This is a genomic window from Tenebrionibacter intestinalis (assembly GCF_016632365.1).
Taxonomy (GTDB): domain Bacteria; phylum Pseudomonadota; class Gammaproteobacteria; order Enterobacterales; family Enterobacteriaceae; genus Tenebrionibacter; species Tenebrionibacter intestinalis.
In genome coordinates, this window is record NZ_JAEPBH010000031.1 from 43,408 (window position 1) to 55,919 (window position 12,512).

The 12,512-nt window shown below is 57.7% G+C and carries 8 protein-coding genes and 1 pseudogene; 5 read left to right on the forward strand and 4 right to left on the reverse strand.

What is annotated here, in order from left to right; translation table 11 throughout:
• Positions 1-36: 36 nt before the first annotated feature.
• The 3 genes from feoB (at position 37) to JJB97_RS12470 (ending at position 4,616) form a co-directional block, all read left to right on the forward strand.
• A complete protein-coding gene (gene feoB / locus JJB97_RS12460) occupies positions 37-2,346 on the forward strand; it encodes a Fe(2+) transporter permease subunit FeoB (protein ID WP_238714327.1) in 2,310 nt (769 codons plus the stop codon).
• Positions 2,347-2,355: 9 nt separating this feature from the next.
• Positions 2,356-2,598 (forward strand): FeoC-like transcriptional regulator, encoded by a 243-nt coding sequence (locus JJB97_RS12465; protein ID WP_238714328.1) that lies wholly within the window; start codon positions 2,356-2,358, stop codon positions 2,596-2,598.
• A 566-nt stretch (positions 2,599-3,164) separates the two neighbouring features.
• Positions 3,165-4,616 (forward strand): capsule assembly Wzi family protein, encoded by a 1,452-nt coding sequence (locus JJB97_RS12470; RefSeq protein ID WP_238714329.1) that lies wholly within the window; start codon positions 3,165-3,167, stop codon positions 4,614-4,616.
• On the opposite strand, the gene bioH is transcribed toward JJB97_RS12470, so the two are convergent.
• A complete protein-coding gene (bioH, locus tag JJB97_RS12475) occupies positions 4,613-5,404 on the reverse strand; it encodes a pimeloyl-ACP methyl ester esterase BioH (RefSeq protein ID WP_238714330.1) in 792 nt (263 codons plus the stop codon). The two genes, JJB97_RS12470 and bioH, sit on opposite strands and share 4 nt — an antisense overlap.
• Before the next feature lie 35 nt (positions 5,405-5,439).
• Between bioH and gntX the strand changes: the two genes are divergently transcribed.
• Both gntX and nfuA read left to right on the forward strand, forming a co-directional pair.
• Positions 5,440-6,123 carry a DNA utilization protein GntX gene (gntX, locus tag JJB97_RS12480; RefSeq protein WP_238714331.1) on the forward strand — a complete coding sequence of 228 codons (684 nt, stop codon included), beginning with the start codon at positions 5,440-5,442 and terminating at the stop codon, positions 6,121-6,123.
• Positions 6,124-6,182: 59 nt separating this feature from the next.
• Positions 6,183-6,758 carry a Fe-S biogenesis protein NfuA gene (gene nfuA / locus JJB97_RS12485; RefSeq protein WP_238714332.1) on the forward strand — a complete coding sequence of 192 codons (576 nt, stop codon included), beginning with the start codon at positions 6,183-6,185 and terminating at the stop codon, positions 6,756-6,758.
• Between the two features lie 291 nt (positions 6,759-7,049).
• Here nfuA and malQ read toward each other — a convergent pair whose 3' ends face one another.
• From malQ to JJB97_RS12500, 3 genes and pseudogenes are all read right to left on the reverse strand, one after another.
• Entirely contained in the window at positions 7,050-9,149 is a 2,100-nt protein-coding gene (gene malQ / locus JJB97_RS12490) for a 4-alpha-glucanotransferase (protein WP_238714333.1), read from the reverse strand.
• 12 nt (positions 9,150-9,161) lie between these two features.
• Positions 9,162-11,564, reverse strand: a complete 2,403-nt coding sequence (gene malP, locus JJB97_RS12495; protein WP_238714334.1) for a maltodextrin phosphorylase — start codon at positions 11,562-11,564, stop codon at positions 9,162-9,164.
• Between the two features lie 591 nt (positions 11,565-12,155).
• Positions 12,156-12,512, reverse strand: a pseudogene (locus JJB97_RS12500) (hypothetical protein); the annotation flags it as partial.

Here is a 12,512-nt window from a genome sequence, read left to right on the forward strand (position 1 = left end):
GCTTTCAGAAATTCATAATAAAAGTTCACGTTAAAAATGAAAAAATTAACCATTGGTCTGATTGGCAACCCTAACTCAGGTAAAACGACGCTCTTTAACCAGCTCACCGGCGCGCGCCAGCGGGTGGGCAACTGGGCAGGCGTAACGGTGGAGCGCAAAGAAGGGCAGTTCAGCACCATCGACCGCCAGGTCACGCTCATCGACCTGCCCGGCACTTACTCACTGACCACCATATCTTCACAAACCTCGCTGGATGAACAAATAGCCTGCCACTATATCCTGAGCGGCGAGGCTGATATGTTGATTAACGTAGTGGACGCCTCCAACCTTGAGCGCAACCTCTACCTGACGCTGCAACTGCTGGAACTGGGTATCCCTTGCGTAGTGGCGCTCAATATGCTGGATATCGCCGAAAAGCAGCATATCCGCATTGATATCGACGCGCTATCCGCCCGTCTCGGCTGCCCGGTCGTGCCGCTTATCTCCACGCGCGGGCGCGGCATTGATGGCCTGAAACTGGCTATCGATCGCCATCAGGGTAATCAGGACATTGAGCACGTACACTACCCTCGCCCACTGCGGGCCGGCGCTGAAAAGCTGGCGGAAAGCATCCCGGCAACCGTTCCGTATCAGCAGCGGCGCTGGCTGGCGCTGCAAATGCTGGAAGGCGATATCTACAGCCAGGCGCGCGCCGGCGATGCGGCGAACGCGCTGCTGCGCGAGGTACGCGAACAGTTACAGGCCAACGGCGGCGATCCGGCGCTGCAAATTGCCGACGCGCGCTATCAGAGCATCGCCGTACTGTGCGACGGCGCAAGCAACAGCCTGACTGCCGAGCCAAACCGACTCACTCTCGCGCTGGATAAAATCGTACTCAATCGCGTATTAGGGCTGCCTGTCTTTTTACTGGTGATGTACCTGATGTTTCTGCTGGCAATTAATATTGGCGGCGCGCTTCAGCCTGTTTTTGACGGCGGTTCGGCGGCAATCTTTATCCACGGCATACAGTGGTTAGGGGCCGTGCTGCACTTCCCAAACTGGTTGACGGTATTTCTGGCCCAGGGCATCGGCGGGGGCATTAATACGGTTCTGCCGCTGGTCCCGCAGATTGGCATGATGTATCTGTTCCTGTCGTTTCTTGAAGATTCCGGCTATATGGCGCGCGCGGCGTTCGTTATGGACAGACTGATGCAGGCGCTGGGGCTGCCGGGGAAATCCTTTGTCCCGCTGATTGTCGGCTTTGGCTGCAACGTGCCGTCAGTGATGGGCGCGCGCACGCTGGATGCGCCGCGCGAACGGCTGATGACCATTATGATGGCGCCATTTATGTCGTGCGGGGCGCGCCTGGCCATTTTTGCCGTGTTCGCCGCCGCCTTTTTCGGCAAGAGCGGCGCGCTGGTCGTGTTTTCGCTCTACCTGCTGGGCATTGTTATGGCGATCCTGACCGGTCTGATGCTCAAGCATACGCTGATGCGCGGCGAGGCCAGCCCGTTTGTGATGGAACTGCCGGTTTATCACGTGCCGCATCTGCGAAGCCTGCTGCTGCAAACCTGGCAGCGTCTGAAGGGCTTTGTGCTGCGCGCCGGTAAAGTTATCGTCATCGTCAGTATTTTTATCGGCGCGCTCAACAGTTTTTCGTTCAGCGGCAAACCGGTAGACAGCATCAATGATTCCGCCCTGGCTTCGGTTAGTAAAACGCTCACGCCGCTGCTGCACCCTATTGGCGTGCAACAGGATAACTGGCAGGCCACCGTTGGGCTGTTTACCGGCGCAATGGCTAAAGAAGTCGTGGTCGGTACGCTGAACACGCTCTACACCGCGGAAGATTTGCATGACGATGAGTTCGATCCGGCATCCTTCAGCCTGCGCGAGGAGCTGGGGGAAGCGCTCAGCGACACCTGGCAAAGCCTGAAGGACACGTTCAGCCTGAGCGTGCTGGCAAACCCCATCGAAGCCAGCAAAGGCGACGGCGAAATGGCCAGCGGCGCGATGAGCGTGATGAGCAGCAAATTCGGCAGCGATGCCGCCGCTTACAGCTACCTCATCTTTGTTCTGCTGTATATGCCCTGCATCTCGGTTATGGGCGCTATCGCCCGGGAATCAAGCCGCGGCTGGATGACATTCTCCATTCTGTGGGGCCTGAACATCGGCTATTCGCTGGCGGCGCTGTGGTACCAGTGCGCCACCTTTAGCGCACATCCGCGCTACAGCATGGTAGTCATTGCGGCGGTCATTCTTTTCAACGTGCTGCTCATCGGCGGCCTGCGCCGCGCCCGCAGCCGCATTAACGTCAACCTGCTGAACGCAAGCCGCCCTGGCGCCGCCAGCAGTGGTAGCTGCCACTAAGGAGAGCATATGGCCGGTTTGAAAGAAGTGCGGGATTTACTGGCGCTGCGCGGGCGCCTGGAAACACAGCAAATTAGCCAGTTGCTCGCTACGCCGCTGCCGCGCATTGAGGCGCTGCTCTCGCACCTTGAGAGAATGAAGCTTGCCGTTCGCGTGTCGCCGGCGTCTGACGACGCCTGCTTTCCCGGCAGTTGTCGACGCTGCCCGCAGCGCAAAAGCTGCCTGTCGGAGCAGTGGACACTACTTTCCTGAGCGCCTCGTATGCCCGCCAGTTCAGCGCGCGGGCATATTTTTACTTTCCCGGCTATTCCTTTTAATGTTCTCTCCCCTCGCAGGTAAAATACACGCCCTCTACAGCCTGCTCCCCTATTCCAGGCTGTGTCCCTTAATTCTCATGATGCTGGCTCAAGAGGCGCAGCCTGAATACTTATTCTGAACATATTCTAACCGGAATTTAATATTGTTGGTCATTTCATCAACATTGCTACAAACGATAAAATACCGGTAAAACCACTTCACGTCGTAAAAAAACAATCCTCTAAAATAACGATAAACTTATTTTTAAGAATACACTCAAAATAATCAACCCTATTTAACTATCTGTTTATTAATCAAAAATAAAAAACAAATTCAGAAAAAAATTATTTCAATTTCCTCAAACTAAATACACCAAGAAATCTCCTAATAATTAAAAGCATAAAATCTCGCAAACGCCTCCAAACAATAATTTAAATAATCAACAAAATTTGACTTTAATATATTTATTAACAAATAATCCGACCGCGAAAACGCATTAACAATGATTAAAAGGGAATTTTATGTTGTTTGGATCTCGCAAATTATCCATTTGCGCCAGCGCGCTGTGCCTGTTGATGTCAGGTTCGTCGTCCGTTTACGCCGGGCTGCTGATGCCCGATGAAGCATTGCGCAACGATCTTACCTGGCTTACCAGCCGCCATGTTCTGGCGCTGGATCTCACCACCTGGCCGCTAAGCGAAGAGGCTGTACAGGAATCGCTGGCTTCTTTACGCACAGAAAATGATCCTGCCACCCGCAACGCGCTGGCGCGGATAGATAAGCGCATCCGCCAGTTACAGGCCCCTGTCAGTGCTCAACTGTGGACCACAAGTCAGCAACCCAGGCTTGCCCCTGGCTTTCAGCAATCACAAACCGCAGCGCACGGGCTGGATTTAGGGCTTCGCAGCGGCGATGAACACTGGGAACTGCAGCTTCAAAGCCAGCTCGAAAGCCACCGCTATATTTCCGACGACGGTCGCCTTACGCTCAACGGCTCCCGCGCCTCGGTAAAACTTTTCGATCAGTGGCTAAGCTTTGGCGAAATACCCCAGTGGTGGGGACCGGGGCGCGCAAGTAGCCTGATACGCTCAGATGCGGCCAGACCCGTCGCCGGCTTTCAGCTCCAGCGCGCCAGCGCCGCTGCGTTTAAAACCCCCTGGCTTGCCTGGCTTGGGCCGTGGAATTACCAGCTCAGCGCCGGACAGCTACGCCAGTATTCTGCGCCCAGTGAGCCAAAACTGTTTGGCGCCAGGCTGAGCATTATGCCCTTTTCCGCGCTACAAATCGGGCTTTCCCGCACCCTGATGTGGGGAGGAGACGGCCGCCCCCAGTCCCTGTCTTCATTTGGCAACGCCATTATCGGACGTGACAACACCACTGACGCCAGTAAAGACCCCGGCAACCAGCTCGGTGGGATAGACTTTCGCCTGAATCTCAACCCGCTGGCGAATATGCCTGCTGCTGTATACGGACAGATTATTGGCGAGGACGAGTCCGGCTTTACGCCGTCACACGTGATGTATATGGCTGGTCTGGAAGTTATGCATACGTGGGATACCCGGCAGGTAAGCTGGTATCTGGAAGGTGCGGATACCCGTACCGGCATGCATAAAGAAGGCATAAGTTACACGCATCGTAACTATAAAGAAGGCTACTATCAGCAAGGCTACCCACTGGGCGCTTCCATCGGCGCAGACGCAACGCAATACACGTTCGGCGTTAACGTCACGCTGGAGGATGGACAGCGCTTCGGCGCAAGGCTGGAACATGCGCAGGTTAACCGGCTTTCTCAGCCCATCAACCTGGCGTGGCCAACGGCAGATAAGTACACCGGCGGCGAACTGAGCTGGCACGCGCCGGTACGGGAATGGCTGACGCTCGACAGCCGCCTTTGGTACAGCCACAGCGAATATCGTCATCACGACGTGGGCGCAGGTCTACGGGCCGGGTTTACCCTCGGCGCTTTACGTTAAGCGGCAGGCGTCTTCTCCCGCGCCCGGTCACAGAATGCGAGCAGCGACTCACAAAACGCCGCCGGATGAGAAATAAACGGCGCGTGGGCCGCCTTCGGGAAAACCAGCGATTCACTGCGCGGCCATAGCGCGTCAAGCGAACCGGCGATTTTGCGCGGCACCAGGCCATCAAGCCGCCCGTAAAGCCGCAAAAATGGCTGGTTCAACGCGCACAGCGCCGCGCGTAAATCCGCCTGTTTGAGAATTTCCAGCCCGCCGTTCAAAACCTCCACCGTCGGCATGGGCTGATGCAATACCACCTCTTTAAGCAAGCGCGCGTCATGGCGCGCGCTGTCTGTGCCCAGCGTCTGTAACGCCAGGAAACGCTCCACGGTACGCCGGTAATCCGCGCTCAGTTGCTGCTGAAACCCCGCCAACACCTCAGGCCGGATACCCGGCCAGTCATCCCTGGCGCTAAAGCAGGGCGAAGAGGCAACGGTAATAAGGCCGCCCACCCGCTGTGGGTAGCGCAGCGCCGCCAGGCTTGCCACCAGTCCACCGAGGCTCCAGCCAAGCCATAACGCCTGCGCAGGCGCGCGCGACACTACCGCATCCGTCATGGCCTCAAGCGTCATCGCGCCCCAGCCCTGGCTGCGGCCAAAGCCCGGTAAATCAACCAGGTGCAGCGTAAACTGCGAGCGCAGTCGGGGAACTATGCCGCGCCATACTTCAGCATTCAGCCCCCACCCGTGCAGCAGCACAAGTTGACGTTTTTCCTGGCCCACGGTCTGCCACCAGATCTCATTCATAGGTAGGATTCTCTTCACGCAATCAGGAGGAACCTATGCTAACAATCCCTGCCCTGTGTTGGCTATGCGCTTCGCCGCTGGCGCTGGCGCAGCACGGATTTTGCAGTTGCTGTACGCGAGCGCTGCTAAAAAGCGCGCCGGTCTGCCCCCGGTGCGGCCTGCCCGCGCTAAGCAGTCAATCGCCGTGCGGGCGCTGCATACAAAAGCCGCCGCTCTGGCAGCATATGGTGGCCGTAGGCGATTATCATGCGCCGCTCAAAACGCTGGCGCAGCGCCTCAAGTTTCGTCAAACCCCCGCCCTGGCCGCACCGCTGGCGCGGCTGATGCTGCTGCGCGTACTTCAGGCTCGCCGCGAACGCGCGCTGGCGCTGCCGGAACTATTGGTTAGCGTGCCGCTGCACCGCCGCCGCCAGTGGCGGCGTGGTTATAATCAAAGCGCCCTGCTGGCGCAGCCGCTTGCCCACTGGCTCGGCTGTCGCTATGAAACGCGCGCGCTGACGCGGATAAAATCCACCGCGCTACAGCACCGGCTCAGCGCCCGGTTACGCGCCCGCAACCTGAAAAATGCGTTCCAGCTTGATCTGGCGCTAAAGGATCGCCATATCGCTATCGTGGATGATATCGTTACCACTGGCAGCACTGCGACGGAAGTCGCGCGTCTGCTCAAGCGCTGCGGCGCGGCGTCACTACAGGTCTGGTGTCTGTGCCGCACCTTGTAGCCTATCCGGGATGGGCGTATTATAACCAGGTAAATGAGTCAACTATTAGGTTACAGCTTATGATCCGTATTTCCGATGCTGCGCAAGCACACTTTGCAAAACTCCTTGAAAATCAGGAGGAAGGAACACAAATCCGCGTGTTCGTCATCAACCCGGGTACCCCCAGTGCGGAATGCGGCGTTTCCTACTGCCCGCCCGACGCGGTTGAGGCAACGGATACTGCGATTAAATTTGATAAGCTTATTGCCTACGTCGACGAACTAAGCGCGCCGTTTCTGGAAGAGGCGGAAATTGATTTCGTCACCGACCAGCTCGGTTCACAGCTTACGCTGAAAGCGCCTAACGCCAAAATGCGTAAAGTGGCCGATGACGCGCCGCTGATTGAGCGCGTGGACTATTTCATTCAGGCGCAAATTAACCCGCAACTGGCAGGCCATGGCGGCCACGTCTCGCTGATGGAAATTACCGATGAAGGCTATGCTATCCTTCAGTTTGGCGGCGGCTGCAACGGCTGTTCAATGGTTGACGTTACGCTTAAAGAAGGCATCGAAAAACAGCTTCTCAGCGAATTCAGCGACCTGAAAGGCGTGCGCGATCTCACCGAGCACCAGCGCGGCGAGCACTCCTACTACTGATTAAAACCGGCGCCGCTTTCGCGGCGTCACGCTTTTCACCTCCCTGGCCTGCACGACGTTATCGTTGCGCATTTATCGCACCGTCTAGCGTCAACAAGCCAGGCCGGTTCAGCTTTACAGGGCGTTCCGCTCGTCTGGCTGTGGGAGCAATAACAGGGCCAGCTGAAGCGCCCATAAGCCTGTAGTCCGTTTCCCTCCTCATGGCGAAGCCTTTATAAAAGCCTCCGCCTGTGCTCTGACCGGCGCAGTATCCTGAGTAGCCCAGGAGTCGCGACACGGCCCGCACCGTCTTCACGCCTTACGGCTGGCGCGAGTAAGCTTACGGCGGCGGCGATTGAGATCTTTTAACAGGCGGTTGACGCCCTCATCGGCAAACATCGCCTCCAGCGTGGCAGTCAGCTTACGCCGCCAGTTTTTATACTCACTGCTGGTGCCAGGCACGTTGACCGGCGTTGCTATATCCAGCCAGTCTTCAGGCTGAAGCCCCAGCAGCGCGCAGCGGCTGTCGGCGGTATAGCGCTGCATACCCCGGTTTAGCAGCGGCGTCATCGCCATACGCGACGCCTTGCGCCCGGCGCCGGCAGGCAGGCATCCGTACTGATGCAGCGCATCAAGCAAGCCCTGTTTCGCTCTGGCTCTGTCGGCGCAGAGCGCATTGAACGCCGCTTCATCCGGATACAGCCCAAGCCTGTTGCCCAGCGTCAGATCGCCGCTTTCCCACCAGCCGCGCAGCGTCGGCAGGTCATGCGTGGTCGCAACCGCCATTGCCTGCTCGGGCCATGCCTGCGGCGCGCGCAGGTGGTTTGCGCCGTCCTGCTCAAAGTAGAGCACTTTATAGGAGTACACGCCGCTGTCACGTAGCTTATCGACAAGTTCCACCGGAACAATGCCAAGATCCTCGCCTATCACCATACAACGATGCCGATGGCTCTCCAGCGCCAGAATGGCCAGCAAATCGTCTACCGGGTAAGCCACATAGGCCCCCTTATCCGCCGTTTCACCACAGGGGATCCACCACAGGCGCAGCAACGCCATCACATGATCGATACGCAGCGCGCCGCAGTTTTCCATGTTAGCGCTCAGCAGCGCAATAAACGGATCGTAGGCGCGTGCCGCCATGACGTGCGGGTTCATCGGCGCCAGCCCCCAGTTCTGCCCAAGCGGGTTGTGGTTATCCGGCGGCGCGCCCACCGTCGCCTCCATGCAATACAGTTCACTATCGCCCCAGGTTTCACAACCGCCTTGCGCCACGCCCACGGCAAGATCCCGGTACAGACCGATGGGCATATCCGCGTCGCGGCACGCCGCCCAGCAGGCGGCAAACTGGCTGTAGGCCAGCCATTGTAGCCACAGCCAGAAATCCACTTCGTCGGCATGCGTCTGACAAAATGCCGCAACCTCAGGCGATGCGGCCTCCCGGTAGCCTTCCGGCCATACGGGCCACCCCCAGTTAGCGGCATCTTTTTGCATCAGGTGGGCGTGTAGCGCGTCATAGGCGGCCTGCCGGTACAGCCCGGCGCCGCGCTCGCCTACATACTGGCGAAAAGCGATAAACGCATCGTCCTGCGCATCGCGCGTCGTAAACTGTTGCCAGGCCAGCCTGAGCGCGGCGATCTTCAGGGCTGCCACGGCGCTGTAGTCCACCCACTGCGCCTCACGCGCCGCCGCCAGCGCGTTTTGCGTCTCATCCCTGCGCCACCAGGCCTGCGCCGCGGCGCTATGCTGGAAGTCCTCAACCGCCGTTACGTCGATATACATGACATTCAACCAGCGACGGGAAGATGGGCTATACGGGCTGGCGCTCTCCGGGTTTGCCGGATAGAGCGCATGAACCGGATTAAGGCCGATAAACGCACCACCGCGCCGGGCGATTTCGCCCAACATCTTTTTTAAATCGCCAAAATCGCCAATCCCCCAGTTATTGTCGGATCGTAGGGTATAAAGCTGCACGCAGGCGCCCCACAGTTTTTTTCCTGCCCGTACCGCTTTTGGCTCATAGCAGCGCTGCGGCGCAACGATAATACGGCAGTGCCAGCACAGATTCTCACGCATCAGCGTCAGGCGGTGATAGCCGAGCGGCAAATCAGGCGGCAGCGTCAGCGCCTGTCCGCTCTGCCCGTATCCGCGATACTGCCGCTCTGCGCTTTCGGTAATCAGCAACCATTGATACTCGCCTTCGCACTGAGGCGAGAAAGCCATGGTACGACCGACGATAAAGACCTTAACCGGCGGCAGCGGCGCGTTGGCTTCGTGGTCGGTCGCGCTACCCATTGCCGCCAGCAAACGCTGGCGGGTATCGGCGGAAATGTTCTGGCGTTCGCCGCGGGCGTTGATATAGCTGGCGGCGATCCCCGCGCGCGCGGCGGCTTTCGCCAGGTGTTTGCTCCCCATGCTCTTTCCTTCTTAGCGTTTAGCCTGCCAGATACGTTGCTGATAATCGCGTATTGCGCGATCTGAGCTGAACATGCCGCAGCGCGCTGTATTCAGGATAGCCGCCCGCGTCCAGGCGTCCAGGTCCCGGTAGAGCGCGTCCACCCGCTTTTGCGCCTCAACGTAGGCGGCAAAGTCCGCCATCACCAGATACGGATCGCCGCCCTCTTTACCTAAGCTGTGTAGCATGGGGGCAAAGGCTTGCCTGTCGCCGCCGCTATATTTGCCGCTCTCAAGTTCTTTTAACACGGCATCCAGCAGTTTATCCTTTTTACGCCATTTCACCGGATCATAGCCCTTCGCCTTTAGCGCTTTTACCTCCTCTACGGTGTGGCCGAAGATAAAAATATTTTCCTCGCCCACTTCCCCGGCAATTTCAACATTTGCGCCATCCAGGGTGCCGACGGTCAGCGCGCCGTTGAGCGCCAGCTTCATATTACCGGTACCGGAAGCCTCCGTGCCCGCAGTAGAAATCTGCTCGGAAATATCCGCCGCCGGAATCAGTTTTTCCGCAGCCGAGACGCAGTAGTCTGGTAAAAACACCACTTTCAGCCTGTCGCCCACCTTCGGATCGCGGTTTATCGCCTCTGCCACTTTATTGATGGCGTAGATAATATTTTTCGCCAGGCAGTAGCCCGGCGCCGCCTTCGCGCCAAACAGGAACACGCGCGGCACGCGGTCAACCTGCGGGTTTTCGCGTATTTCTTTATACAGCGCCAGAATATGCAGCAGGTTAAGATGCTGGCGCTTGTACTCATGCAGGCGCTTGATCTGAATATCAAACAGCGCGTGCGGATTAATATCGATACCAGTGCGTACTTTCACAAACCGGGCCAGTACCTGCTTATTGCGCAGTTTAATGTCGCGATACGCCGCGCGAAACGCCGCGTTATCCGCCCAGTTTTCCAGCCCGCTGAGCGCATCCAGATCGCTGGCCCACGCCTTTTTTAGCGTTTCATCCAGTAGCGTCGCCAGCGCCGGGTTGCACAGCTTTAACCAGCGACGCGGCGTAATGCCGTTTGTCACATTATGGAATTTGTTCGGCCAGAGCTGGTGATATTCCGGGAACAAATCTTTGATGACCAGTTCCGAATGCAGCGCCGCCACACCGTTAACGGCAAAGCTTCCTACCACGCACAGGTTCGCCATGCGAAGCTTACCCTCATATACCACGGCAAGCTTCGCCCATACGGCCTCGTCGCCAGGCCAGGTTTCGTTTACCCGTTTTTTAAAGCGGGCGTTTATCTCTTTGATAAGCTGCATATGGCGCGGCAACAGCGAACGCACCAGACGCTCATCCCAGCGCTCCAGCGCCTCCGGCATCAGGGTATGGTTGGTGTAGGCAAAGGTGCGGCGGGTAATGGCCCAGGCCTCATCCCAGCCAAGCTGATGTTCATCAAGCAACACGCGCAGCAGTTCAGGTATCGCGATGGCTGGATGCGTGTCGTTTAACTGGATAACTTCATAATCGGGCAGCGCCGCCAGCCCGCGTTCGGCCAGGTGGTGGCGGCGAAGAATGTCCGCTACCGAACAGGCGCACTGGAAATACTGCTGCATCAGGCGCAGCTTTTTACCCGCCTGGTGGTTATCGTTCGGGTAGAGCACTTTTGTGAGCTTTTCCGCATCAATCCCCTGCTGCTCGGCCTTCAAAAACTCACCGTCGTTAAAGCGCGTAAGATCAAAAGGATGCGCGTGTTTCGCCTGCCAAAGGCGCAGCGGCTGCGCCACGCCGTTGCGATAACCCAGCACCGGCAGATCCCAGGCCTCTCCCTGTAACACAAACGCCGGTTGCCAGTCATGCCGGCCCCCCTTTATTTCCACCCGCCCGCCTATACCGACACGGACATCCCACGCCGCGTTGTGCCGAAACCACGGGTAGCGGCCGCGCTGCCAGTCATCCGGCGCTTCCACCTGCCGGCCATCGTCAAAAGACTGACGGAACAGGCCGTACTGATAGTTCAGCCCATAGCCCGTCGCAGGCTGGCCAACCGTCGCCATAGAATCCAGAAAACAGGCGGCAAGGCGCCCCAGGCCGCCGTTGCCAAGCGCCGGATCGGCTTCCTGCTCCAGCAGATCGCTAAGCTCGACGCCATAATCGCGCAATACTTCCGCCACCGCCGTATACCAGCCCAGATTCAGCAGGTTATTCCCCGTCAGGCGGCCAATCAGGAACTCCATCGAAATATAGTTAACGTGGCGCTGCCCGTTACGCGCTTTTTTTACCGGGCGCGCGGCCAGCATTTCCGCCAGAGCGCCGCTAACGGCATGCCACCACTGATGCGGGGTCATCTCTTCAGCGCCGTGGAGTCCGTTATGCTGCCACTGACGCGTCAGGGCCGCCTGAAACTGGGTTTTGTTGAAGGTGGGCTGTGACATAAGCAATCGGCTTCCTGTAGTAGGTGAAACGGTATATTTGTCAGTACGCCAGGCCCTCGCTAAACAACCTTACCCCGGCTGGGATAAGGGAGGAGAAGCAAGGGTGAGTCAAAAGTTTGACTGATGCCACGCTATTTCGCCGGAGGAATCGATAAAAAAATGTATCACGCCTGCCTGAGCCGCAAAGATGAGTCACGCTTCAGCATGGGGCAGTTTTTGTCGACAAGGGGGCCGCGCCTTCCCGGGCCTTGTGATATGCACGCAAGAGGCTGACTGAATAAGAAAAGCGCACAACGCCGCAGACGCGGCCTGCACGTCAGCAGGCTAAACAAAATTACTGTATCGACCGAAAGAAAAGTAGAAAGCTTCCCGCATATCGGAATTATGCGGCTGTTTTACGAAATGTTTTATCGGCATGGCTTAATAAACGCAACCATTCCTGCTGGCGGGTAAATACAACGCTTTGCGTTTTACGAGATTATTCTATTAACAAGAAGGTTTACCTTTCTGTAAGCAAGCGGTCAAACAGGTTTAAATCTTATCGTTTTCCGTACCGTAAAAAATCGCCTTCATACGGCCGCTCGCCGTGTATCAGGCCATCTTTTTTCCATAACGTTCGGCAAGCTTTGCCCTGATTCGGTTATTCGCCGCCGTCTGCCGCGCGTAGCGGGCCTCATATTCCTCCCGCGCTTCATTCGCCAGCACATAGCGCCACAGATGCCGGGGGTTATTTGCCGTGCTCACGTTCACCGGATCGTCCGGCTCAGTCACACAGGCGTCCTGCACGGCCTGCGGCCACTGCGGAATCGCGCTGGTCTGCATCGCCACCCAGCGCGCCACCCCTGCCAGCAACGCCAGCGGTAATTTCATCGGCATCCAAATCCACTCCAGCCGGGAACGCACCTTCAGCAGGTACTGAAGGCCGAATGTGAAGCTCTCCCTGCGGTT

What these genes read in the sequence shown, in the direction of transcription:
- JJB97_RS12465 (WP_238714328.1), top strand. Translation starts at nt 2,356, where the DNA reads ATGGCCGGTTTGAAAGAAGTGCGGGATTTACTGGCGCTGCGCGGGCGC.
- feoB (WP_238714327.1), top strand. Translation starts at nt 37, where the DNA reads ATGAAAAAATTAACCATTGGTCTGATTGGCAACCCTAACTCAGGTAAA.
- nfuA (WP_238714332.1), top strand. Translation starts at nt 6,183, where the DNA reads ATGATCCGTATTTCCGATGCTGCGCAAGCACACTTTGCAAAACTCCTT.
- bioH (WP_238714330.1), bottom strand. Translation starts at nt 5,404, where the DNA reads ATGAATGAGATCTGGTGGCAGACCGTGGGCCAGGAAAAACGTCAACTT.
- malP (WP_238714334.1), bottom strand. Translation starts at nt 11,564, where the DNA reads ATGTCACAGCCCACCTTCAACAAAACCCAGTTTCAGGCGGCCCTGACG.
- gntX (WP_238714331.1), top strand. Translation starts at nt 5,440, where the DNA reads ATGCTAACAATCCCTGCCCTGTGTTGGCTATGCGCTTCGCCGCTGGCG.
- JJB97_RS12470 (WP_238714329.1), top strand. Translation starts at nt 3,165, where the DNA reads ATGTTGTTTGGATCTCGCAAATTATCCATTTGCGCCAGCGCGCTGTGC.
- malQ (WP_238714333.1), bottom strand. Translation starts at nt 9,149, where the DNA reads ATGGGGAGCAAACACCTGGCGAAAGCCGCCGCGCGCGCGGGGATCGCC.